Source organism: Micromonospora sp. NBC_00821 (assembly GCF_036347035.1).
Lineage (GTDB): Bacteria > Actinomycetota > Actinomycetes > Mycobacteriales > Micromonosporaceae > Micromonospora > Micromonospora hortensis.
The window spans coordinates 1792939-1816600 of record NZ_CP108880.1; the positions used below are offsets into that span (position 1 = coordinate 1792939).

Genomic DNA, 23662 nt, shown 5'->3' on the forward strand with positions numbered 1-23662 from the left:
ACCCAGGTGGTGCGGTGCCGGGAACGCCACGGCGGCCCGAGCGGAGTGCGGCGGTGACCGGGGCGACGGAGTCGACGCCGGGCCGGGTGGTGGCCGTGGTTCCCGTCGTCAACGCGGCCAACGCGTTGACCGCGCTGCGGTTGGTGCTGGTGCCGGTCTTCGCCGCCTCGGTGATCATGTCGGGGATGACCCACGCCGGTTGGCGGATGGCGGCCTGCCTGATCTTCGCGGTGGCCTCGGCGACCGACCTGGTGGACGGCTGGATCGCCCGCCGCTTCGGGCTGGTCACCTCGGTGGGCAAGGTGGCCGACCCGATCGCCGACAAGGCGCTGACCGGCGCGGCGCTGGTGCTGCTCTCCTGGTACGACCAACTGCCCTGGTGGGTGACGGCGCTGATTCTCGTCCGCGAGCTGGGCATCACCGGGCTGCGGTTCTGGGTGATCCGGCACGGCGTCATCGCCGCCAGCCGGGGCGGCAAGGTCAAGACCGCGCTTCAGATCCTCGCCATCGCCTGGTACCTCTGGCCGATGCCGGCCGCGCTCGCCGCCGTCGGCCCCTGGATCATGGCGGCCGCCGTCCTGGTCACGGTCGCCACCGGCTTCGACTACATAGCCCAAGCCCTTCGCCTCCGCCGCCCCCGCTGACCCATCTCTCCCCCCGGCCTCCGGCCCTCTCCCCCCGTTGATCATGAGGTTATCGCCAGTCGGGGCGGCGTGTCGCGACGCTAACTTCATGATCGACGCGATTGGGTCGAGGGGTGGGGCAGGGGCAGGGAGTTGGGTTGGGGACTGGTGGGCGGGGAAGGACTGGTTGGGTGTCGGTGAACGGTGGCGGGGCGGGCGGTGCTGGGGTGAGTGGTCCTGGGGCGAGTGGTGCCGGGGTGAATGGCGCCGAGGTGGACGGTGCCGAGGTGGGCAGCGCGGCGGCCGCGGTCGTGCACCGGCTGGCCGAGCGGCACGAGACCCTGGCCACCGTCGAATCGCTCACCGGCGGGTCGCTGGCCGCTTCGATAGTGAACATCGCCGGGGTCAGCGGGGTCTACCGGGGTGGCCTCGTTGTCTACGCCACCGAGTTGAAGGCGACCTTGGCTGGCGTACCGGATGACCTGCTGTCCGAGCGAGGCCCGGTGGACCCGGAGGTGGCGGCGGCGCTCGCCGAGGGCGGCCGGCAGCGGTGCGGCGCGGACTGGGGACTGGCCACCACCGGGGTCGCCGGCCCGGAGCCGCAGGACGGGAAACCGGTCGGCCTGGTCTACGTCGCGGTCGCCGGCCCGAACGGCGGCGAGGTCCGCCAGCTCGACCTGGGCAGCGGGCGCGACCACGTCCGCGCGGGCGCGGTGGTCGAGGCGCTGCGATTGCTCGCCGAGCGGCTGGCCGCCGCGAACTCATGAACGCCTGGGGCCGAAGCGGTCAGAGCCACCCAAGCCGACGCCACACGGGCGGCGGCGCGCCCCGGTGAGCCCGTCCCGGCGAACCGACGGGCGGGGCGGGATGTCGCCCGGGCCCGCAACGGGTACGGTTGCGGGAAGGCTCCGACGTTCGGGGTCGGCGCGGTCCGCCGCGGCCGGCCGCCCAGCGGCGGGCGCGAGGTATCCCTCAGGGGGAGGTGCGATGATCCTGCTACGCCGGGTGATCGGTGACGCACTGCGAGCGCGCCGGCAGGGCCAGCAGCGCACGCTGCGTGAGGTCTCCACCGCCGCCAACGTCAGCCTCGGCTACCTCTCCGAGATCGAACGCGGGCACAAGGAACCGTCGAGCGAGCTGCTCGCCGCGATCTGCGACGCCCTCGGCGCCCGCCTCTCCGAGCTGCTTCTTGAGGTGAGCGACACAGTGGCGCTCGCCGAGCAGATGCCGGGGGTGCTCGTCTCGATGCAGGACGAGCCGGCCGACGCCGCAGCCAAGAACGCCAACCGGGGTGTTCGCCAGGTGACCTCCGACGGCAAGGTCGCTGTGTCGGTCCGCCAGGACTCGCCGCTCAAGGCCACACTGCGCAGCACCCGGGTCCGCCCGAACGAGCGCGACCGGGACGTGGTCTGCGCGGCCTGAGCCGCCGATCCGGTTGACCATGGGCGGGCTGGCCCCGGCCAAGTAGGGTTGCTCGCAGGAGCCGCCGGTGCTGTCGACCGCCCGGTACGGATGCCTCATTGGCGTTCGGCTGGGACGATGGAGACCGGCCGGTCATGGTCGGTCGGTTGAGCCGGCCCGGCCGTGGTGGAGCGACGCTACTGAGGGGATACCGCGGAGATGGCGAACCCGTTCGTCAAGGGTTGGAACTACCTGATGGCGCTCTTCGGTGCGAAGATCGACGAGCACGCCGACCCCAAGGTGCAGATCCAGCAGGCCATCGAGGATGCCCAGCGGCAGCACCAGGCGCTGGTTCAGCAGGCGGCCGCGGTGATCGGCAACCAGCGTCAGCTGGAGATGAAGCTGTCTCGGCAGATGACCGAGGTCGAGCGGTTGCAGGGCAACGCGCGGCAGGCCCTGGTGCTCTCCGACCAGGCCCGGGCCAAGGGCGACGAGGCCGAGGCGGTGCGGTTCGAGCAGTCCGCGCAGACCCTGGCCAGCCAGCTCGTCTCCGCCGAGCAGGCCACCGAGGACCTGAAGACCCTGCACGACCAGGCGCTGGGCGCCGCCGCCCAGGCCCGCCGAGCAGTCGAGAACAACTCGATGATCCTCCAGCAGAAGCTCGCCGAGCGCACGAAGCTGCTCAGCCAACTGGAGCAGGCCAAGATGCAGGAGACGGTGGCCCGCTCACTGGAGTCGATGTCGTCGTTGACCGCGCCCACCAACACCCCGTCGCTCGACGAGGTGCGCGACCGGATCGAGCGGCGGTACGCCACAGCGATGGGTCGCGCCGAACTGGCCGGCAACTCCGTCGAGGGCCGTATGTTGGAAATTCAGAAGGCCACTATCGACTCGGCTGGCTCCGCCCGGCTGGAGCAGATCCGCTCCAGCATGGCGGGCGAGCAGCTCGGCGGCGCGGCGCAGCGACCGGCGGTGCCGCAGGCCGAGAAGACCGGCCCGGCCAACGATCCGACGGCCGCCGCCCGGTTGGACGAGCTGCGCGCCAGCATGGCTCGCGAGCGCGGCACCGGCGACCCGACCGCCGCCGGCTGAACGACCGGATCGAGGGGGGTCACTGTGGCAGACGAGCGGACACGGTACTTCCGGAGGCTGGGTCGGCTTCGCCGGTCGGCCCGACGGTGGAGCGTGCTGGCCGGTGGGCTCGGCGGCGCTGCGGTGGTGCTGACTCCGTACGCCGGCCTTGGTCTGCCCGACGCGGCCTGGGCCGGCGCCGCGGGCAGCGCGGTGGCGCTCGCCGCCTGGCGCTGGATCGACGTACGCGCCCTGGCCGCCCAGCCGGCGCCCCCCGCGCTCGACCCGGCCGAGGCGGCGGCCCGGTCGCGGGCCCGGTTGATCGCAGCCGTCGAGCGGCTGCCGGTCGGCCCCGGCGTGCTGGCCGAGGTGCGCCGGGTCCGCTCCCGGATCGCGCTGCGCGGTACCAGCGCCGGAGAGCAGTGGGCCCGACTGGACCGGGCGGCGCTCACCCTGGCCGGGATGGCCCCCCGGCTCACCGGGCTGGCCGAGCCGGCGGTGCTGGAGGCCGCCGCCGCCGACCGCTCGCTGCGCGAGCTGGCCGCGCGGGTGGCCAGCGTCGAACGCGCGCTGCGGCTGGCCCCGGTCGACGCCCGGCCGCCGCTGGCCGAGGCGCACGCCGCGCTGACCGCTCAACTGGAGGGCGGGGTGGCGGCGTACGAACGGCTGGTGGTCGCCGCCGCCGGCTACCTGGCCGAGGACTCCCGACCGGAGACCGCCCACCCGGCCGCCGACCGGCTCACCGAGGCGACCGACCTGCTGCACGGGGTCGCCGGGGCGCTTGCCGAACTGCGGGCCGTCGGCACCCCGCTGCGCGCGCCGACGCGCTGACGGCGCACCCGCCGAGACACCGCGCCGACGGCGGGAGCGTCGCGACCGCAGCGCGGACGCCGGGTCGGTCACTGTGGTGTCGTCACCACTACCGGCCCGGTGTACGGCGAGGTACCCACGACGTTGAACGACCGGATCCGGTAGTGGTACGTGACGCCCCGGGTCAGCCCGGTGTTGGTGAAGCCGCGGCCGGTGACAGTGAAGGTGGCCGCCTCGTGCTCGAAGGCCGGGTCGAGCGCCCGCTGCACGATGAACCCGGACCCCGGACCGCCGGGTGTGCTCGCCTCCCAGGCCAGGACCACCGTCGCGGTGTCCGGCCCGGGTGCGCTGGCGGCGGCGCTCACCCCGCTGGGGGTCCCCGGCGCGGGTGGCGAGGTCACAGTGGCGACAGTCGACCACGCCGAGGCGGATCCCAGGAAGGTGGTCCGCACCCGGTAGTAGTAGGTGGTGTCCGGTGCCACCGTGGCGTCCAGGTGGTTGTCGCCGACCCCGATCGCCGTGGTGCCCGGGCCGCTGGTGAACGTCGGGTTGGTGGCCCGTTGCACGTCGATGCCGGTGGCGAACGAGCGGTTCGTCCAGCGCAGCGCCACGCGCAGCGGCGCGGCCGGCGGGAGCGTCGCGACCAGACCGCTCGGCGCGGCCAGGTGCACCGAGGCGGGTACCCCGTTCGACCAGGACGAGTAGCTGACCGCGTTCTCCGCCCGGATCCGGTAGTGGTAGGTCACTCCGGGGGTGACTGTCGCGTCGGTGTAGCGGGTGGCGGCGGCCGCGACGGTGATCGTGGTGACCTCGCCGCCGAAGGTCGCGTCGGTGGCCCGTTGCAGCAGGTGGCTGGTGGCGGGCGGTCGCCCGCCGTTGCTGGTCCAGGCCAGCGCGATCGCGGGTAGCGCGGTGGCCGAGCCGGGCACCGGTGTGGCGGTCAGCCCGGTCGGTGCCTTCGGCGCCACCCGTAGCACCAGCGGCCGGCTCATTCCGCCGTCGCGGTGGCCGGCGAGCTGACTGTGCCAGCGGTACTCCCAGCCCAGGTTGACCAGTTGGTTGACCACTGTGGCCGGTCGACCGTCGATCGGGCTGACCGGCGTCGACCCGGTCCGCGCTCCGGCCGGGCGACAGGGGTCGAGCAGCCGGACGCTGTCTCCCAGCTTGAACGGCAGCACCGGCGCGACCGGGCGCAGCGCCACCACCACGTCCTCCCGGGGGTTGACCCGGATGATCCCCTTCCAGCCCAGCTCCGTGCCGTGCGGGAGTCGGAGGGTGCCGTCCCAGCCGACGCGGTTGATCACCTGCACGTCGCAGCCGGCGACGTGCAACGGCTCGGTCTGCCGGACGTCGCCGCTGATCCGCCAGAGCTGCGTGCCGTCGGTGGGAGAGCCCACCGGGACGGCGAGGTCGGTGGTGAAGAGCACCTCGGTGACCGGGTCGGTAGCAGCGAGCGGCAGCGTTGTCGGTTTGCACGGCCCGGCGTGTGGGTGCCCGACGCCGAGCCGGCCCGCCGACCGGCCGTGGTCCCGCTCGAAGATCTGCCGTACGGCCTTCACCGCGATCGGGACTGTCACCGGGCCGGTGCCGGCCGTCGGCGTGAACGTCACTGTGGTGGCGTGCACCGGCACCGTCGTCTGCGCCGGGGTCCGGGTGCCGAACGCCGGGTCGTACGCCGGCTGCGGGACGATCGGTGGGCGCTGGCTGGCCGCGTACGCCAGGGGCAGCCGTTCGCGCAGCCGGCTCAGGTCGTACGGCGACTCGGGCGTTCCGGTGACCCGGAACTGGAGCACCGTGCGGGTGTTCGGGCCGTACCCCGGTTCGGTCTGAGGAGGGCCGCCCTCGGCGCTGCGGTCCGGCGCGTCGGTGTGCTGGTCGTAGCGACTGTCGAAGCCGGGCAGCGGGGCCGGAGCATCGTTGTACAGGATCAGCGTGCTGCCCGGCGGCACGGAGGAGAAGTCGACGAGCACGTCGGCCCGTTCGCCCGGGGCGAGTAGCACCGTGTGTCCGTCGACGTTCAGCACCGTCGGGTCGAGCCGGTCGTAGCGGTAGCGGATCGGTTGGTTCGGCAGCACCACCGGCGCCGGCAGGAGGCCGGCCTCGTTGCCGATCTGGATGAACTCCGGGCCGGCGGCGCGCGGGTCCGGGACACCGCCGTCGCGTCCGTCGGCCGGCCACCCCGCCGGACGGTCCGCGGCTCGGGCGGCGGGCACCATCGGCACCTCACCGGCGTCGGCGTCGGCGAGCGCCCCGTCGGCCGTCCACATCGGCGCGTCGGAGCAGGCGCGGTAGAGCTGGAGGTTGAGGCTGCGGTCCAGGCAGGCGTTGAGGATGCGGAACCGGTACGCGCGCGGCCGCACCTCCAGGTACGGATAGGCGACGCCGTTGACGAGCGGGGTGTCGCCGTACGCCTCGGGAACGGCCGACGGGTGCGGTACGCCAGGGCTCAGCGGCGGCTCGTCCGGCGCGCCGACCGGGTCGTGGTACGGGTTCGGCACCCAGCCGTCGGCGCGGGCGTCGTCCGCGCCGGAGGTGCGGGACCAGGGTCCGTAGTCCCACCGGCCGGTGGGGTTGCGTCCGCCGGAGGAGTACGGGTTCTGCCGGGGCTGATAGACGTGCGGGTGCCAGAGGCTGCCCCGGGCGCCCCAGCGTTCCCGGTCCCAGGTCGGGTCCTCGGCGGCGAGTTGGGTGTCGTCCGGAACGAACGTCTTGTCCTCGATCACCAACGGCACCTGGTCGGCCGGGAGCACCGCGTCGGCGACGAGCTGGTCCTCGGCCGGGTCGGTGAGCAGGTAGAGCGCGAGCTGTCCGCCGTAGACGGTGAGCCGGGCCAGACCGAGGGTGTTGTCGTGCAACCACAGCAGCCGGCCGCTCTGCTCGTTCGGGAAGTACAGCGTGGTGGCGCCGGCGCCGGGTGCCGGCATGTCCGGCACGTGGGCCAGGCCGGGCCCGGTCGGGTACGGGGTGATCTCGCCGGCGGGGGTGATCCACTGCCCCGGGTTGCCCGCGCTGGTCCAGCCGGTCTGCGCCCCGGCCAGGTGCAGTACGGCCCGGTTCTGCGGGTACGGCGCCGGACCGTCCAGGGGGCCCAGGCCGGCCCCCTCGATGGTCTCGTCGACCGGCAGGAACAGCTCACCGGACCGGCCGGTGGGGAGCTGGTTGATGAACTTCACCCGGACCGGTCGACCCCTACGGGCGCGGATCATCGGCCCGAGGTGCCACTGCCGCTCCGGAGGCGCCACAGTGTTGTGTCCGGCCGGGTCGGTGCCCAGGTTGAGTTGCCGGTAGCCGCGCAGCCGGGTGACCGGCAGGTCCCGGTGCAGGCGCTGGGCGTACTCCTGTAGGCCGATCTCGTAGTAGTCGCAGCCCGGGTAGCTGATGGTGTCCGGCACCGCCACCGGTAGGCGGCTGCCGAGGTCGCCGTTGCCCGGTTGGCCCGGGAGGGGCAGTGGGTCGACGAACTTGCGCAGCCCGGTCCCGGCCACCACCTGCCCGTCGGGGCCCCGTGTCGGGCGGGGGCTGTGGGCGAAGTTCGGCACCGGGCCGAAGTAGCGGGGCACGACGGCCGGGTCCAGGCTCGACGTGACAACGGCCTCCTCGGCGGTACGGGGGGCCGGCACGGACGCCGCCCCGCCGTCGGCGTCGGCGTCGCGGGTGGTCCGCTCGAAGAAGGTGGAGCGGAGTCTGCGGAACATCGCCATGACTCTCCCCGGTTCGGGGCGCGAGGTCCGCCACCCCGGCGTGGAGGACCTCGGCACTCTGCTGACGGTCGGTGAGCGCTCAACCGCAGCATGCGACTCCGACGGCCGGTTAGGAATTACCCAATCGTCCGTTTCTGCCATGGATCCCGTCTGGCGAGAGCCTGGTCAGCCGGATCTCGGCGGGCCCGGACGCTCGGGCTGGCAGACCGGGCACCAGTAGGTGACCCGTTCGCCCAGTTCCTCCTTGCGGATCGCGGTGCCGCAGCGGCGGCAGGGCTGGGCGCGGCGGCCGTACACGTAGCTGGTCTGCCCCCGGTGCAGTGAGCCGGTGCTGCTCTGCGTCCATCGGCCCCGGTTGGCGGCGAGCAGTCGCTGCGCGAGGGCCACCAGGCCTGGCAGGTCGGGCACTCCGCCGACCGGGGTCCACGGTGACACGCCCCGCAGGAACAGCACCTCGCACTTGTAGAGGTTGCCCACGCCGGCCAGGTTGCGCTGGTCGAGCAGCGCCTCGCCGATGGTCTGCTCCGAGTGGTCGGCGAGCCGACGGACCGCCTCGGCCGGGTCCCAGTCGGCGCCGAGCAGGTCGGGGCCGAGGTGGCCGACCAGCTGGTCCTCCTCGACGGTTGGCACCAGCGTCAGATCGTGCAGGTGGTAGCCGACCGCGACAGCGCCGGGGCTGCGCAGCACCACCCGGATCAGGTGCGCGGGCCGGCCGCTCCAGCGTTCCCCCGGGGCGTACGCCCGCCATGCGCCGTCCATCCGCAGGTGGGAGTGCAGGGTCCAGTGCTCCTCGGTCGGGGCGTTGAGCCGCAGCAGCAGGTGCTTGCCCCGGCTGGCCGACTCGCGGACGGTCCAGTCGGTGAGGTCCGTGGTCGCCAGTTGCGGCACCCGGAAGTCACTGCCGGTGATCCGCGCGCCGGCCAGCGCGCGGTGCAGCACGCGCGCGGTGTTCCAGACGGTGTCGCCTTCGGGCACCCTGCCATCCTCCCTCTTTCGAGCAAGATTCGCATGTGTCGCTATTTGTACTCAGGTTCCTCATGATCTCCTGACATGCGAAGGTCAGGGGGTTCTGAGGAGAATGCCCATGACGCGACCCTCTTGTCGTATCCCATCCGTCGCCCTCATCGCCACCCTCGCCCTCCTGCTCACCACAGCGCTCCTACCCGCGACCGGCCCTGCCCCAGCCGCACCCAGCGGCGCTCCGATCACCCTCGTCGCCGCCGCACCCGGCGGCGAACTGTGGAGCGCCGACCTCACCATCGTCGACAGCGACGATGTCAACGTCCGGCGTACCGCCGCCGGCCTCCGCCTGCGGGAGGCCCGGTCCAATGAGCGCGGCGCCCGCAGCCCGCACAGCGCGGTCGCCGAGGGGATGCTGCTGACCGCGCCCCGCACCCTCGCCCGGCCGGCCACCCGGGTCCGCGCCGAGATCAACGCCGCGGTTCCGGCCGGGGCGACAGTGGAGGCGCAGGTCCGCGGCTGGAGGGCCGCCGGCTGGACGGAGTGGCGGGCGGCCACCGTCGGGGCGGTCTTCGACCGGCCGGTCACCCGGGTGCAGACCCGGGTGGTGCTCACCGCCCCGAACGGCGGCGCCACGGCGACCGTCCGGGGCGTGCGGCTCACCGCCGACGCGAACGCCGCCGTCTCCGCCGCCACACCCGGCCGCACCTACCGGGTGTACGCCACCCGCATCGGGCTGGTCGGTGAGCTGACCGCCAACGGCCGTACCGTGCAACCCCGGGACCACTTCGCGGCGCTGCCGTCGCGGCGGGGGCTCTCCCCGCTCAACACCGGCGACTACACGGTGCGGGTCTGCACCACCAGCGGCTCCCGATGCGAGTACGCCCCGGTCTGGGACGTCGGGCCGTGGAACACCCGCGACGACTACTGGAACCCTTCGTCGGTCCGGGAGAACTGGAAGAACCTGCCGCAAGGTCGACCCGAGGCGCAGGCGGCGTACCAGTCCGGCTACAACGGCGGACGGGACCAGTTCGGGCGCACCGTGCTCAACCCGGCCGGCATCGACCTTGCCGACGGCACGTTCTGGGACGGGTTGCGGCTGACCACCAACGCCTGGGTGGACGTTGCCTACCTGTGGACCGGAGGCGGGCCGCGCGGCGTGGTCGGTGACGGGCCGCTCAACATCCGCACCGGGGCCAGCACGTCGTACGCGACGCGTGGCCTCGCCGCCCGGCTGGCCCACGTGCCGATCCAGTGCTACGTCACCGGTCAGTCGGTCGCCGGCCCCTACCGGACCACCACCCGCTGGAACCGTCTGGCCAGTGGCCAGTACGTCAGCCACGCGTACATCTCCAGCGTGTACGGCGGCAGCGTGCCGGTCTGCTGAGCCACGCTCACCCCGTCGGGCGCTCCGTCAACGTCAGGGGCGCTCGTCGGGGCGAGCCGTGCGCACCATGTCCTGGTAGCGCGGGTGGCTGGCACCGTAGACGGCGTAGTTGAGACGGGCGTGCGTGAGGCTCAGATCGCCGTTGGGACCGCCCCGGACGGCGTCGGCGTCGGCGTCGGTCTGGCCGTCGTCGGTCCAGAAACAGACGGGGCAGGTCCCCCCGCCGGTCCGGGATGCACAGCAGGGACAGCCCACAGGAACCACATGCTCACCCACCGGAGAAGCATTCCACAGTCGAACATCAGCCCGATACCCGCAGGAGGTCCCCCGGGGAGGCCGCGAGGAGGTCCGCGGCCCGCCCGCCGTTGACAGCGACGGCGACCAGACCGGCCGAATCGACGTACGCCACCAGGCCACCGGCCGGGGCGTCGCCGAAGGTCCGCCCGTGCACCGCCACCAGGGCCGGCGTCGGCCCCGGCGGGCCCACCCGGAGCGTGGCCGGCAGCGAATCGAGCAGCTCGGCCGGCGCGGCCAGTTGGACGTTGCCGAAGTGGTCCACTGTCAGCACCTCGGCGGTGAAGCCCTCGGCGTCCCGGGCCAGCGTCGGCGTCGGAAGTCGCACCAGCCCGGCCGGGTCGACGGGCGGGCCCGCGTCGGCCAGCGGCGCGCCGAGCGCCAGCCGGGCCGCCACCGGTGCGAAGACGTCGCGGCCGTGGAACGTGTGGGACACCCGGGAGGCCAGCCAGCCCGACCCGGTCAGTTCGACCGCGTCGGTCACCCCACCGAGCGCGGTGGCCGCGTCCAGCAGCAATCCGTTGTCCGGTCCGACCAGCAACCCGCCCGGGGTGGCCAGCGCGACCCCCCGTCGAGCGGTGCCCACGCCGGGATCGACCACCGCCACGTGCACTCCCACCGGCAGGTACGGCACGGTCTGCGCCAGCACGGCGGCACCCCGCCGGACATCCGCCGGCGGCACCAGATGGGTCACGTCGATCACCCGGGCGGCCGGCGCGATCCGGGCGACGACCCCGTGGCAGGCGGCCACGAAGCCGTCGGTGAGGCCGTAGTCGGTGGTCAGCGAGATCCAGGGCACTGCGGACATGCCCGCAGGCTAGTAGAACCGCGGCGTGCTGGCGGATACGGGACAGCGCAGTGGCCGACCGGCCCCTCCCGCCGCCGGAGGACGTTGGGCAGACTGCCCTGGTGACAACTCGGAACCTCCCCGCAGTCGGAATCCTGCTGGTCGCCGTCGCCCTCAGCGCCGGTTGTGGCAGTGACGACGACGGCAGCCCGACCGCGACCCCATCCGTCTCGTCCGAGGCGGCCCCGACCGGCCTGCCGACGCCCCAAGCCGCACCCAGTGCCGACGGCGCGACCCCGCCCTCCGCCTCCGCACAGGGCACGACGCAGCGACGGCCGGCGAGCCCGCCGCCGGTGGTGCTGCCGAAGCGCCCGGCCAGTGCGCCCGGCGCGAAACAGGTCGTCGACGCTTTCCGGGCCGCCGGCCTGAAGGTGCCGCGCCCGAAGGACCGCTCGGTCGACTGCGGGCCGGACGGCCTCGGCCTGGGCTGTTCCGAGCTGATGGCCACCGACGCCGTCACTGTCTACGTCTTCCCGGACGAGACCAGCGCCAGCGACATCGCGGAGACCTGGGGTGGTCAGTCGTACCGGCGTGGCGCTGTGGTGCTGAACTACCTGGAGGCGAAGACCCCGGCCGCCGACCGGCCCCGCTACGAGAAGGTCCTCAACGGCCTGCGCTGATGTGCCAGCGTGGCCCAAGCATGTCGTTCTCTTGACTGTGATGTCTGTGAGTCATCGTGATGACTCACAGACATCAGGCTCTCTGCTGGATTGCCCTCGGCGGGGCCCTGGCGTCAGCCGCGCAGACGCAGGCCGCGGGGGGTAGCCCGGAAGCCGGCGGCGGTCAACGCGTCCCGCAGCGGCGACGAGTGCACCGCCTCACCGTCGGCCCGTTCCACCGACATCGCGCCCAACGCCCCGGAGTGGACGGCGTCGGCGAGCGCCTTGCCGGCCGCGGCGAGCGTGTCGGTGTCGTCGGTGAAGGAGAGCAACGTCCGGCCGCCGCGTTCGACGTAGAGGACGAGGTCACCGCCGACCTGCACCACCAGGGCGCCCGCCTTGCGGCCGGCCCGGTGCCCGGTCGCCGGGGTGGCACCGTCGCCGGAGTCGATCACCCGTTCCGGCCAGGGCAGCGCCGCGCCGTACGGGTTGGCCGGGTCCGTCGCGGCGAGCACCGTGGCCACAGCGCCCCGACCCCGGGCGCCGTCGGTCGGCTCGGCCAGCGCGCGCAGCCTGTCCACCGCACCGGGTACGGCGAACTGCGCCGCCCCGAGCCCTTCGACGAAGTAACCCCGGCGGGCCGCGCCGCGCTCCTCCAGCGCCGACAACACCGGGTAGACCGCCGAGAACCCGCCGACCACCTGCTCGGCCATCACCGCGCCCCGGGTGACCACACCGTGCCGCTCCAGCAGCAGGTCGGCGAGCGTGGCGGCGCGTCGGGTCGGGTCGAGGTCCCGCTCCGGGAGACGCGACCACCGGCCGGCGACGGTCGGCGGGCCACCCCGGGTCGGCAGCGCCACCCGACCGGGCCGCCGGTAACGGGTGCGGGGCGCTGACGGCCGGGAGCGGTGCGCGCCGCCAGCGCCGAGCACCGCGCGCAGCGGGGCGAGGGTGTCGTTGCTGAGGTGCCCGGCCCAGACCAGGTCCCAGATCACCCCGGTCAACGCGGCGTCGTCGGTCGAGCCGACCCGGTCGGCCAGCGGGCGGAAGAAGAGCGCCTGCCCGTCGCCGAGCGCGTCGAGCACCGCGTCGTGCAGCGGGGTACGGGTCAACGCCTCGTCCGGGGGTGGAAGCAGCAGCGGCGCGGCGTCCGCGTACGCCAGGGTGACCCATCCGTCGCCCCCGGAGATCGCGCCCGACCCGGCCCAGAGCACCTCCCCGCTGGCGCACAGCTCGTCGAGCTGGGCGGGGGAGTAGTCCGCGACCCGAGCGGGCAGCACCAACCGCTCCAGCGCGGACGCCGGCACCGCGGTGCCCTGCAACTGCTCCACGGTGGCGGCGAGCGCCTCCACACCTCGGGCGGACGAGCCGACCTGCTGCCAACGTGGCAGGAACGTCGCCAGCGCCCGGGGCGGCACCGGCTCGATCTCCCGGCGCAGCGCGGCGAGGGAGCGGCGGCGCAGCATCCGCAGCACCTCGGCGTCGCACCACTGGGCGCCGGCCGAATCCGGGGTGAACTCCCCGGAGACCACCCGCCCGGTGGCGCCGAGCCGGCGCAGCGCCTGCTCGACGACGAACACCCCGAGCCCGAACCGGGCCGCGCAGCTGGCCGCGGCGAACGGCCCGTGGGTGCGGGCGTAGCGGGCCACCAGGTCACCGAGCGGATCGGCCACCGGGGCGAGGTACGCCTCGGCCACCCCCATCGGCAGCGCCACGCCGAGGGCGTCACGCAGGCGGGCGGCGTCCTCGACGCCCACCCAGCGCTGCTCGCCCGCGATCCGGACCCGCAACACCCGGCGGGTGGCCTCCAGCTCGCTGAGCCACGTCTCCGGCACACCCCGCTCGGTCAACTCGGTGTCGCTCAGGTCACCGAGCACCCGCAGCAGCTCGACGACGTCCTCGGCGTCGCGGGGGCGGCGCTGATCGGTCAGCCACCGCAGTTGCCGGTCGGTCTCGGTGAGCACCGCCGGGTCGAGCAACTCCCGCAGGTCGACCCGGCCGAGCAGCTCGCCGAGGAGCGTGGAGTCGAGGGCGAGGGCGGCGGCGCGGCGCTCGGCCAGGGGGGCGTCGCCCTCGTAGAGGAACGCGCCGACGTAGCCGAAGAGCAGCGACCGCGCGAACGGCGACGGCGCGCTGGTCTCCACCTCGACCAGCCGCACCTTGCGGGTGGCCAGGTCGCGCATCAACCCGGCCAGCGCCGGCTGGTCGAAGACGTCCTGGAGGCACTCCCGGGCGGCCTCCAGGGTGACCGGGAAGTCCGCGTACTCGCGGGCGACGTCGAGCAGTTGCGCGGCGCGTTGCCGTTGCTGCCAGAGCGGTTGGCGGCGGCGCGGGTCGCGGCGCGGCAGCAGCAGGGACCGGGCGGCGCACTCCCGGAAACGGGCGGCGAAGAGGGCGGAGGTGCCTACCGACTCCTCCACGAGCTGGGTGATCTCGTCGGGCTCGAAGACCACCACGTCGGCGCCGGGAGGCTCGTCGGCGGTGTCCGGAAGTCGCACCACTATGCCGTCGTCGGAGGGCATCACCTGGGCGTCGACCCCGTACCGCTCGGCCAGGCGGCGGCCCACAGCGAGGGCCCAGGGTCCGTTGACCCGGGCACCGAGCACGCTGTGCACGGCCAGCCGCCAGTCACCCAGCTCGTCGCGGAACCGCTCGACCACCACCGTGCGGTCATCGGGCAACGAGCGGGTGGCTTCCCGCTGCTCGCGCAGGTAGGCCATCAGGTTGCCGGCGGCCCAGTCGTCCAGCCCTCCGTCGCGCAGCGCGGCCAGGGCCGCCTCGTCGGTCTGGCGCAGCAGGGTGCGTACCCGGGCGCCGATGGCCCGGCCCAGCTCCACCGGCCGACCCAGCTGGTCGCCCTTCCAGAACGGCATGCGCGCGGCCTGCCCCGGCGCGGGCGAGACCAGCACCCGGTCCGGAGTGATCTCCTCGATCCGCCAGGAGGACGAGCCGAGCAGGAAGACGTCGCCGACCCGGGACTCGTAGACCATCTCCTCGTCCAGCTCGCCGACCCGGGCGGCCCGTTCGGCGCCGGCCAGGAACACCCCGAACAGGCCCCGGTCGGGGATGGTCCCGCCGCTGGTCACGGCGAGGCGCTGCGCTCCCTGGCGGCCGGTGAGCAGGTCGGTGGCCCGGTCCCAGACCAGTCGGGGGCGCAGCTCGGCGAACGCCGTGGACGGGTAGCGGCCGGAGAGCATGTCGAGCACGGCGTGCAGCGCCGAGTCGGGCAGCTCGGCGAAGGGCGCGGCCCGGCGGACCAGCACTGCCAGATCGCCCAGCGGCCACGGCTCCAGCGCCACCATCGCGACGATCTGCTGGGCCAGCACGTCCAGTGGGTTGCGCGGGTAGTGCAGCTCCTCGATCGCGCCGGCGGTCATCCGCTCGGCGACCACCGCGCAGGAGAGCAGGTCACCGCGATGCTTGGGGAAGACCACCCCCCGCGAGACCGCGCCAACCTGGTGCCCGGCCCGGCCGACGCGTTGCAGGCCGGCGGCCACGCTGGGCGGCGCCTCGATCTGCACCACCAGGTCGACAGCGCCCATGTCGATGCCCAGCTCCAGGCTGGAGGTGGCCACCACCGCCGGGAGCTGACCGGACTTGAGCGCCTCCTCGATGTGCTTGCGCTCCTCCCGGGAGACGCTGCCGTGGTGGGCGCGGGCGATCACGGGCGCCGCGCCGGTGGCCGCGCCGGACTGGGCCATCACCTCGGCCGGCGGCCGGTTGCGCAGCGGACCGGCGGGGCCACCCCAACGCCGCGCGCCGGATGCCGGGCCGTCGTCCCCCGCCGGGTCGTCGCCGGCCGGCAACCCCTCCGGTACGCCGATCGCGCCCTCGCCCGCCGCGGATGCGGCCACCGCCTCGGCGGCCAGCTCGTTGAGCCGGGCGCAGAGGCGCTCGGCACTGCGCCGGGAGTTGGTGAAGACGATCGTCGAGCGGTGCTGCCCGATGAGGGTGAAGACCCGCTCCTCCACGGCCGGCCAGATCGACGCCCGACGTGGCCCGGGCCCGCCGAGGTCGTCTTCCGGTGGCTGCTCCTGCTCGTCGAGGCGGGTCATGTCCTCCACCGGGACCTCCACGCTGACCTCGATGGTCTTCGGGGTGGCCGGCTGCACCACGTCGACCGGGCGGGCGCCGCCGAGGAAGTGCGCACAGGCGTCGATCGGCCGGACGGTGGCCGAGAGGCCGATGCGCTGCGCCGGGGCGGGCAGCAGCTCGTCGAGGCGTTCGAGGGAGAGCGCGAGGTGGGCGCCGCGTTTGCTGCCGGCCACCGCGTGCACCTCGTCGACGATCACCGTCTGGACGCCGCGCAGCGAGTCCCGAGCCGCAGAGGTGAGCAGCAGGAACAGCGACTCGGGTGTGGTGATGAGGATGTCGGGTGGGGTCCGGGCGAAGGCTCGTCGCTCGTCGGCGGGCGTGTCGCCGGTGCGCATGCCGACGGTGATGTCGGGCGGTGCGACGCCCAGCCGGGTGGCCGCCTGCCGGATGCCGGCCAGCGGGGCGCGCAGGTTGCGCTCGACGTCGACGGCGAGGGCCTTGAGCGGGCTGACGTAGAGCACGCGGCATCGCTGGCGGGCCTCGGCCGGTGCTGGCTCGCGGGCGAGCCGGTCCAGTGACCAGAGGAAGGCCGCGAGTGTCTTGCCCGAGCCGGTGGGCGCCACCACGAGCGCGTTGCGGCCGGCGGCGACCGACCGCCAGGCGCCGGTCTGCGCGGCGGTCGGGGCGGCGAAGGCGTTGTCGAACCAGGCGCGGGTGGCCGGGCCGAACCCGGCCAGCACCGCACCGGCGTCTGCTTCTGCCCCGGTCACCGGTCCATCGTGCCCCGCCGGTCCGACATCCACTAACGACCTCACGACGGAATGAGCCAGCTAAAGGCAAAAAGCGTGGAAGGTGCGCTTAATACGTTAAGTCTCACTTAACTGCTTGCTTCTAAGGAGCAACATAAAGTAACTTCACTCGCAACGCGAACCGGGGTGAGGGGATGTGATGGCCGGCGAGCAGCGCACCGTCGAACCGGGCACCGACGTGCTGATTCGCAAGGTCGACAGCCACCTCGCCGCGCTCCGCGCCGGCCTGCACGGCCCCGAGCTCGAGCTCGCCGAACGCCTCGCCCACTGTCTGCGAGAGATGGTTCTCTGCACCGCCCAGGCCAGCGCCGCCGACCGGGGTCAGGTCCGCGTTGCCGTGCACTACTTCGTGCTCCGTCGCGAGAGCCGTGGCCGCCTGCTGTCGGTGCGGTCGCTGACCGCCGCCGAGCGGGTGGTCGACCGGGTCGCCCGCCAACTCGGCCGCCTCGACCTGCTGGCCGTGCTCCGTCGCGACCGCCCCACCCCCGACGACGCGCAACCCCTCAACAACGCCCTGCTGCGCTGACGACGCCGCACCTCCCCTCCCGCGTTGATCAAGAGGTTTGCGTCATCCGCGCCCGTGTTCCTGACGCAAACCTCTTGATCAACGGCCTGAGCTGAGGGTTAGGGCTGGGGCTGTCCGGGCGAATTCCGGCAAAACCGCCCGGCGGGGGAGGAACTGGCGTCTGATCGCTGCTAGGCGCCACCGCTGCCACGGGCGTCGGCCATGTCGATCGGGAGCGCAGGTGCTGGTACTGCTCATCCTCCATCTCGTGGCGGCCCTCGCCGCGCCCCTGCTCGTCCGCTGGTGGGGTCCGCGCGCGTGCTACCCGCTGGCGCTCGCGCCGGCCGCAGCGTTCTGCTGGGCGGTGGCCCGCACCCCGGCCGTCGCCGACGGCGGGGCGGTGGTCGAGACGTACCCGTGGATCCGGCAGTTGGGCCTCGACATCGCGTTCCGGCTCACCACACTGTCCTGGCTGATGACGCTGCTGATCGGCGGCGTCGGCGCGTTGGTGCTGGTCTACAGCGCCCGCTACTTCGGTGCCGGTTCCATCGGGCTGGCGCAGTTCGCCGCGGTCCTGGTCGCGTTCGCGGGCGCGATGCTCGTCCTGGTCTTCGCCGACGACCTGCTGCTGCTCTACGTCGGCTGGGAGCTGACCACGATCTTCTCGTACCTGCTGATCGGGCACAGCACCGAACGGCGGTCCAGCCGCTGGGCGGCGGCGCAGGCGTTGACAGTCACCACGCTGGGCGGCCTCGCCATGCTGGTCGGCTTCATCATGCTGGGCGAGCACGCCGGCACCTACCGCTGGTCGGGGATCAGCGCACAGCCGCTGCCCGGCGGCGGGTACCTGGTGGGCGCCGTGCTGCTGATCCTGGCGGGTGCCCTGTCCAAGTCGGCGGTGCTGCCGTTCAGCTCGTGGCTCCCGGTGGCGATGGCGGCACCCACGCCGGTCAGCGCCTATTTGCACGCCGCCGCCATGGTCAAGGCCGGCGTCTACCTGGTCGGGCTGCTCGCCCCGGTGCTCGCCACGGTCGGCCCGTGGCGGCCGCTGGTGCAGGTCGCCGGCGTGGCGACCATGCTGCTCGGCGGATGGGCCGCGCTGCGCCAGACCGACCTCAAGCTGCTGCTGGCGTACGGGACGGTCAGCCAGCTCGGCCTGCTGGTGGCGGTGACCGGCTCGGGCACCCCGGACGCCGCGCTGGCCGGCACCGCGATGCTGCTGGCGCACGCCCTGTTCAAGGCGGCGCTGTTCCTGGTCGTCGGCATCATCGACCACGGTGCCGGCACCCGTGACCTGCGCGAGCTGTCCGGGGTGCGGCACTGGTCCCGGACTCTGTTCGTGGTCGCCGTGCTGGCCGCGGCGTCGATGGCCGGTGTGCCGCCGCTGGTCGGCTTCGTCGCCAAGGAGGCGGTGTTCGGGGCGTTCACCGACCAGCCCGTGCTGCTCACCGGCCTGGTCGCCGGCACGGTGCTCACCGTCGCGTACAGCGCCCGCTTCCTCTGGGGCGCATTCGCCGACCGGCCCGGTGTGGCGCCGGTCCCGCCGGGGCCGATCGCCGCGTCGCTGCTGGTCCCGCCCGCGGTGCTCGCCGGTGTCGGTCTGCTCGCCGGTCCGGCCGCGAGCGTGCTGGACCACCTCCTGCGCCCGTACGCCGATCTGCTCGGCGGGGTCGACGCGCACCTGGCGCTCTGGGCCGGACCGACACCGGCGCTCGGCCTGTCCGTGCTGGCGCTCGTCGGCGGCGGGCTGCTCTTCGCCGTGCGCGGGCCGCTCGCCCCGGTGCTGGCCCGGCTCCGATCACCGGTGAGTGGAAACCAGGGGTACGAGTGGGTCATCGGCCGGTTCGACCGGCTGGCCATCGACGTCACCGGCGCGACCCAGCGTGGCTCACTGCCGCAGTATCTGGGCATCATCCTGGTCACCCTGGTGCTGGTGCCCGGTGCGGCGATGATCTCCGCCAGCCCCTGGCGGGCGCGGATTCCGCTCTGGGACAGCCCTCTGCAACCGGTGGTCGTCCTGGTGATCACGGTGGCGGCGGTGCTGGCGGTCGGTGCCCGTCGCCGGCTGACCGCGATGCTGCTGGTGGGCATGACCGGCTACGGCACGGCGATGCTCTTCGTGCTGCACGGAGCGCCCGACCTGGCGCTCACCCAGTTCCTGGTGGAAACGTCGACGATCGCGGTCTTCGTGCTGGTGCTGCGTCGCCTGCCGGAGCGGTTCTCGGCCCGCCCGCTGCGCCGTACTCGCTGGGCCCGCCGGGTGATCGGGGTGGCGGCGGGGTTGGTGGCCGCCGGGTTGGCCCTCACCGCCGTCGGCGCGCGCCGGGCGCCGGACATCTCCGCAGCCTTTCCTGACCTGGCGGTGGTGCACGGGTACGGCCGCAACGTGGTCAACGTGACCCTCGTCGACATCCGGGCCTGGGACACGATGGGCGAGCTGGCGGTGTTGGTGGTGGCCGCGACAGGGGTGGCCAGCCTGATCTTCGAGCGCTCCCGCACCGGGCCGCGGCCACGCCGGCCCGACTCCGAGCAGGGGGTGGGTGGACGCGGCCGACCGGTCTGGCTGCGCGGTGGCCCGACCCTCTACGAGGAACGTCGCTCGATCGTGTTGGAGGTGGTCATCCGGCTGATCTTCCACACCGTGGTGCTGTTCTCGCTGTTCCTGCTCTTCTCCGGGCACAACGCGCCGGGCGGCGGGTTCGCCGGCGGACTGGTGGCGGGTCTCGCCCTGGTGGTGCGCTATCTGGCCGGCGGCCGGTACGAACTGACCGAGGCGGCCCCGATCGGCGCGGGCGCGATTCTCGGCGCCGGCCTGGCCATGGCGGTGGGCAGTGGCGTGGTGGCGTTGCTGGTCGGCGGGACGGTGTTGGAGAGCGCGAAGGTCGACCGAGCCCTGCCACTGGTCGGCGACGCCCATCTGGTCACGTCGCTCTTCTTCGACATCGGCGTGTATCTGGTCGTGATCGGGTTGGTGCTGGACATCCTGCGCAGCCTCGGTGCCGAGGTGGACCGGCACATCGAGGCCACCGGAACGGCCACCGGCGGGTTGGCCGTCGACAAGGGGGACCGGGCGTGAGCGCGAGGAGTGAGCCGGGTTTGCGAGCCCCGCAGTCGCGAACAGGGGTGGCGCCGTGAGCGTGAGGAGTGAGCCGGGTTTGCGAGCCCCGCAGTCGCGAACAGGGGTGGCGCCGTGAGCGTGAGGAGTGAGCCGGGTTTGCGAGCCCCGCAGTCGCGAATAGGGGTGGAACCGTGACGCGGAGCGGTGCGGGGCCGACGTTGGTGCTGGTGCTGGCCGTCGCGGTGCTGGTCGGCTGCGGGGTCATCCTGCTGTTGGAGCGCAGCCTGACCCGGATCCTGCTCGGGGTGGTCATGCTCGGCAACGGGGTGAACCTGTTGATCCTGTTGGGCGGGCGGTCCGGCGGGGCGCCGATCGTCGGCACGGGCCCGGTGGAGCAGATGAGTGACCCGCTGCCACAGGCGATGGTGTTGACCTCCATCGTGATCACCTTCGGGTTCACCGCGTTCCTGCTCGCTGTGGCGTACCGCAGCTGGTATCTCTCCGGCGACGACGAGGTGCCCGACGACCTGGAGGACCGGCAGATCATCCGCCGGGCCGGGCGCAACGAGGTGGGTGCGGCCGATCGCGGTGGGGAGGGCCCGAACGGTGACCCGGAACAGGTCGATCCCGAGCCGGCCCGTCGCCGGTTACGACGCGGGGACGAGTCGTGATGCGCGCCCTGGTGCCGCTGCCGGTGGTGGTGCCGCTGCTCGGTGCGGCGCTGACCCTTCTGTTGGCCGGGAAGCCCCGAGTCCAGCGCGCGATCAGCGTGCTGTGTCTGGGAGGCACGCTCACTGTGGCGGTGCTGCTGTTGGTGCAGGCGTACCGGCACGGGCCGGTGGTGGTGGCGGTCGGGGGGTGGCCGGCGCCGGTCGGCATCGTCCTGGTGGCCGATCAACTGGCCGCGCTGATGCTGGTGGTCTCCTCGGCGGTGACCCTCTGCGTGCTGCTCTACTCGATCGGCCAGGGTCGCAGTGAGACGAGCGAGAGCTCGCCGGTGTCGATCTTCCACCCGACGTACCTGGTGCTCACCGCCGGCGTCACCAACGCGTTCCTGGCGGGTGACCTGTTCAACCTCTTCGTCGGGTTCGAGATCCTGCTGGCCGCCAGCTTCGTGCTGATCACCCTGGGGGGCACCGAGACCCGGATCCGGACCGGGTCGACGTACGTGGTGGTCAGCATCCTCTCCTCGATGATCTTCCTGACCTCGGTGGGTCTGGTGTACGCGGCCACCGGCACGCTCAATCTCGCCCAGCTCGCCCAGCGCCTCGACGACCTGCCCGACGGTGTCCGACTGGCCCTGGAGCTGATGTTGCTGCTGGCCTTCGCGATCAAGGCGGCGGTCTTCCCCCTGTCGGCCTGGCTGCCGGACAGCTACCCCACCGCGCCGGCCCCTGTCACTGCCGTGTTCGCGGGTCTGCTCACCAAGGTGGGCGTCTACGCGATCATCCGCACCGAGACGTTGCTGTTTCCCGGTGGGCGTGCCCACATCCTGCTCATGGTCGTCGCCGGGTTGACCATGGTGATCGGCATCCTCGGTGCGGTGGCCCAGTCCGACCTGAAGCGACTCTTCTCGTTCACACTGGTCAGTCACATCGGCTACATGATCTTCGGGGTGGCGTTGAGCACCGTCGCCGGCCTCTCCGGCGCGATCTTCTACGTGGTGCACCACATCACCATCCAGACCACGCTGTTCCTCGTCGCCGGGCTGGTCGAGGAGCGCGCCGGCAGCACCGACCTGCGTCGTATCGGCGGGCTGGCCCGGGTGGCGCCGCTGCTGGGTGTGCTCTTCTTCATCCCGGCCATGAATCTCGCCGGAGTGCCACCGTTCTCCGGCTTCCTCGGCAAACTCGGCCTGCTCCAGGCCGGGGTGGCCGCCGGCGGGCCACTGCCCGGGGTGCTGGTCGCGGCCGGCACACTGACCAGCCTGCTCACCCTGTACGTGGCGTCCCGGGTGTGGAACATCGCCTTCTGGCGTGCGCCCCGGCTTGCCACCAGCGAGCCTGTCGTCCAGTTGCCGAGGCTGATGGTGGGCGCCACGGTGGCCCTGGTCGCCATCGGGCTGGCGTTGACGGTGCTGGCCGGTCCGCTCTTCGACGTTACCGCCGACGCGGCTGAGGACCTGCGGCTGCGTACCCCGTACGTCCGTGCCGTGCTGCCGGGCGGTGTGCCGTGACCGGCTCCCCGGAGCCAACTCCCGACGCCCCCGGCCCCGCCGTCGTGGGGCGGGGCCGGCTCGGGCGCTGGCGGGACCAGGCGGTGGCGCTCGGGTGGCTGGTGCTGGTCTGGAACCTGCTGTGGGGCGACATCAACTGGGCCAACCTGGTCGGTGGCCTGCTGGTGGGTGCCGCAGTGCTGGTGTTCTTCCCGCTTCCGGAGGTCAGCTTCGGTGGCCGGTTGCGACCGTTGGCGCTGCTGGTGTTCGCGGGCCGGTTCGCCGTCGAGCTGGTCAGCGCGAGCCTGCACGTCGCCCGGATCGCCGTGCAGCCCGGCTACCGGCCGCGCGGGGCGGTCATCTCGGTCCGGTTGCGGGTGTCCACCGACCTGAACCTGGCGCTCACCGCCGAGGCGGTCTCGTTGGTGCCGGGCACCTTGATCCTCGAGGTGGACCGGGACTCCGGAACGCTTTACCTGCACGTCCTGGACACCCACGGCCCGGGGGACCTGGACGTGGCCCGGGCCCGCACGCTCGCCATCGAGCGGCGAATCGTCCGCGCGGTCGGCTCCACCAGCGAACTGCGCCGACTCGACGTCACCTCACCCGAGAAGGGAACCCTCCCGTGACCACCTTCCTGGCCGTCGTCCTCACCGCACTGCTGTCGGTCACCGCGCTTCTCGCGCTGGCCCGCCTCTATCGTGGCCCGTCGCTGGTGGATCGGGTGATCGCCGCGGACATGCTGCTCGCCACGATGGTCGGCGCGGTGGGCGCCGAGGCGGCGGTCAACCGGCACGCCACCACGCTGCCCGTGCTGGTGGTGCTCTCCCTGCTCGGCTTCGTGGGCTCGGTGTCGCTGGTCCGCTTCGCCGTCCGGGAGCAGCAGTGATCGCGACGATCGCTGACTGGCTCGGCGCCGGTTGTCTGGTGGCCGGCGCGCTGCTCGCCCTGGCCGCCGGGATCGGCGTGCTGCGTTTTCCGGACGCGCTGTCCCGGATGCACGCGGCCACCAAGCCGCAGGTGCTCGGGGTGCTCCTGTTGCTGCTGGGCATCGCGTTGCGGCTGCGGTCCCCGGCCGACCTGGGCATGATCCTGCTGGTGGCGGTCTTCCAGTTGGCGACCGCGCCGGTGGCGGCGCAGATGATCGGGCGGGCCGCGTACCGGTCGGGGCGGCTCGACCGGGGTCTGCTCGACGCCGATGAGCTGGCCGACCGCGGACCAGGCGGCGGGCCGGCGGGGCCGGCGGGCCCGGCGTGACGACCGCCGAGGCGGCGGCCCGGCGGGCCCGGCGGGCCCGGCGTGACGACCGCCGAGGCGGCGGGCCGGCAGGGCCGGCGTGACGACCGGCGGGGCCCGCTGAACCGGACGTTCCGCTCCTTCGGCCCACCCCCAGCGGAGTCCCAGCCA

General features: G+C 73.3%; 19 protein-coding genes. 14 read left to right on the forward strand and 5 right to left on the reverse strand.

The genetic code is table 11. The features are described from left to right. Positions 1-53 precede the first annotated feature (53 nt). The 5 genes from pgsA to pspM all read left to right on the forward strand — a co-directional run bounded on the left by pgsA (position 54) and on the right by pspM (position 3926). Positions 54-644: a CDP-diacylglycerol--glycerol-3-phosphate 3-phosphatidyltransferase gene (gene pgsA, locus OHB44_RS08355; RefSeq protein WP_030336827.1), complete on the forward strand. Its 591-nt coding sequence runs from the start codon at positions 54-56 to the stop codon at positions 642-644. A 236-nt stretch (positions 645-880) separates the two neighbouring features. Then, complete coding sequence (locus tag OHB44_RS08360; protein WP_238681857.1) at positions 881-1390, forward strand: CinA family protein; 510 nt, start codon at positions 881-883, stop codon at positions 1388-1390. A gap of 220 nt (positions 1391-1610) precedes the next feature. Next, positions 1611-2045 carry a helix-turn-helix domain-containing protein gene (locus tag OHB44_RS08365; protein ID WP_238686805.1) on the forward strand — a complete coding sequence of 145 codons (435 nt, stop codon included), beginning with the start codon at positions 1611-1613 and terminating at the stop codon, positions 2043-2045. Positions 2046-2243: 198 nt separating this feature from the next. After that, the gene (locus tag OHB44_RS08370; RefSeq protein ID WP_238686804.1) at positions 2244-3116 is read left to right on the forward strand and encodes a PspA/IM30 family protein; all 873 of its coding nucleotides are present in this window, start codon (positions 2244-2246) and stop codon (positions 3114-3116) included. Between the two features lie 24 nt (positions 3117-3140). Continuing rightward, positions 3141-3926, forward strand: coding sequence for a phage shock envelope stress response protein PspM (pspM, locus tag OHB44_RS08375; RefSeq protein ID WP_238686803.1), 786 nt, complete (start codon positions 3141-3143; stop codon positions 3924-3926). Positions 3927-3994: 68 nt separating this feature from the next. Here pspM and OHB44_RS08380 read toward each other — a convergent pair whose 3' ends face one another. Both OHB44_RS08380 and OHB44_RS08385 read right to left on the reverse strand, forming a co-directional pair. Then, positions 3995-7606 (reverse strand): hypothetical protein, encoded by a 3612-nt coding sequence (locus OHB44_RS08380; protein WP_330440213.1) that lies wholly within the window; start codon positions 7604-7606, stop codon positions 3995-3997. A 165-nt stretch (positions 7607-7771) separates the two neighbouring features. Then, positions 7772-8581, reverse strand: coding sequence for a DNA-formamidopyrimidine glycosylase family protein (locus tag OHB44_RS08385; RefSeq protein ID WP_238686801.1), 810 nt, complete (start codon positions 8579-8581; stop codon positions 7772-7774). Between the two features lie 109 nt (positions 8582-8690). Here OHB44_RS08385 and OHB44_RS08390 point away from each other — a divergent pair, with 109 nt between their 5' ends. Continuing rightward, positions 8691-9953 carry a hypothetical protein gene (locus tag OHB44_RS08390; protein ID WP_330440214.1) on the forward strand — a complete coding sequence of 421 codons (1263 nt, stop codon included), beginning with the start codon at positions 8691-8693 and terminating at the stop codon, positions 9951-9953. A gap of 33 nt (positions 9954-9986) precedes the next feature. Here the strand turns inward: OHB44_RS08390 and OHB44_RS08395 are convergent, their stop codons facing one another. After that, complete coding sequence (locus OHB44_RS08395) at positions 9987-10229, reverse strand: CPCC family cysteine-rich protein (protein WP_238671784.1); 243 nt, start codon at positions 10227-10229, stop codon at positions 9987-9989. 25 nt (positions 10230-10254) lie between these two features. Next, positions 10255-11055, reverse strand: coding sequence for an SAM hydrolase/SAM-dependent halogenase family protein (locus OHB44_RS08400; RefSeq protein WP_330440216.1), 801 nt, complete (start codon positions 11053-11055; stop codon positions 10255-10257). 101 nt (positions 11056-11156) lie between these two features. Here OHB44_RS08400 and OHB44_RS08405 point away from each other — a divergent pair, with 101 nt between their 5' ends. Then, positions 11157-11714 (forward strand): hypothetical protein, encoded by a 558-nt coding sequence (locus OHB44_RS08405; RefSeq protein WP_330440217.1) that lies wholly within the window; start codon positions 11157-11159, stop codon positions 11712-11714. A 113-nt stretch (positions 11715-11827) separates the two neighbouring features. Here OHB44_RS08405 and OHB44_RS08410 read toward each other — a convergent pair whose 3' ends face one another. Continuing rightward, positions 11828-16498 carry an Lhr family helicase gene (locus OHB44_RS08410; protein ID WP_238686797.1) on the reverse strand — a complete coding sequence of 1557 codons (4671 nt, stop codon included), beginning with the start codon at positions 16496-16498 and terminating at the stop codon, positions 11828-11830. Between the two features lie 178 nt (positions 16499-16676). Here OHB44_RS08410 and OHB44_RS08415 point away from each other — a divergent pair, with 178 nt between their 5' ends. The 7 genes from OHB44_RS08415 (at position 16677) to mnhG (ending at position 23512) form a co-directional block, all read left to right on the forward strand. Next, a complete protein-coding gene (locus OHB44_RS08415) occupies positions 16677-17063 on the forward strand; it encodes a hypothetical protein (RefSeq protein WP_238686796.1) in 387 nt (128 codons plus the stop codon). Positions 17064-17283: 220 nt separating this feature from the next. Further along, positions 17284-20118: a Na+/H+ antiporter subunit A gene (locus OHB44_RS08420; RefSeq protein WP_330440220.1), complete on the forward strand. Its 2835-nt coding sequence runs from the start codon at positions 17284-17286 to the stop codon at positions 20116-20118. 173 nt (positions 20119-20291) lie between these two features. Continuing rightward, complete coding sequence (locus tag OHB44_RS08425) at positions 20292-20771, forward strand: Na(+)/H(+) antiporter subunit C (RefSeq protein ID WP_238686794.1); 480 nt, start codon at positions 20292-20294, stop codon at positions 20769-20771. Continuing rightward, positions 20771-22276, forward strand: a complete 1506-nt coding sequence (locus tag OHB44_RS08430) for a Na+/H+ antiporter subunit D (protein WP_266303365.1) — start codon at positions 20771-20773, stop codon at positions 22274-22276. The genes OHB44_RS08425 and OHB44_RS08430 overlap by 1 nt, the downstream gene beginning before the upstream one ends. Further along, a complete protein-coding gene (locus OHB44_RS08435) occupies positions 22273-22884 on the forward strand; it encodes a Na+/H+ antiporter subunit E (RefSeq protein WP_330440222.1) in 612 nt (203 codons plus the stop codon). The genes OHB44_RS08430 and OHB44_RS08435 overlap by 4 nt, the downstream gene beginning before the upstream one ends. Next, positions 22881-23144 (forward strand): monovalent cation/H+ antiporter complex subunit F, encoded by a 264-nt coding sequence (locus tag OHB44_RS08440; RefSeq protein ID WP_030489433.1) that lies wholly within the window; start codon positions 22881-22883, stop codon positions 23142-23144. Before OHB44_RS08435 ends, OHB44_RS08440 begins: the two co-directional genes overlap by 4 nt. Then, positions 23141-23512 (forward strand): monovalent cation/H(+) antiporter subunit G, encoded by a 372-nt coding sequence (mnhG, locus tag OHB44_RS08445; protein ID WP_442932657.1) that lies wholly within the window; start codon positions 23141-23143, stop codon positions 23510-23512. The genes OHB44_RS08440 and mnhG overlap by 4 nt, the downstream gene beginning before the upstream one ends. Positions 23513-23662: the final 150 nt, after the last annotated feature.

Coding starts and splice junctions, on each gene's coding strand:
- OHB44_RS08365 (WP_238686805.1), top strand. CDS start 1,611: ATGATCCTGCTACGCCGGGTGATCGGTGACGCACTGCGAGCGCGCCGG.
- OHB44_RS08370 (WP_238686804.1), top strand. CDS start 2,244: ATGGCGAACCCGTTCGTCAAGGGTTGGAACTACCTGATGGCGCTCTTC.
- OHB44_RS08380 (WP_330440213.1), bottom strand. CDS start 7,606: ATGGCGATGTTCCGCAGACTCCGCTCCACCTTCTTCGAGCGGACCACC.
- OHB44_RS08390 (WP_330440214.1), top strand. CDS start 8,691: ATGACGCGACCCTCTTGTCGTATCCCATCCGTCGCCCTCATCGCCACC.
- OHB44_RS08400 (WP_330440216.1), bottom strand. CDS start 11,055: ATGTCCGCAGTGCCCTGGATCTCGCTGACCACCGACTACGGCCTCACC.
- OHB44_RS08415 (WP_238686796.1), top strand. CDS start 16,677: ATGGCCGGCGAGCAGCGCACCGTCGAACCGGGCACCGACGTGCTGATT.
- OHB44_RS08430 (WP_266303365.1), top strand. CDS start 20,771: ATGCGCGCCCTGGTGCCGCTGCCGGTGGTGGTGCCGCTGCTCGGTGCG.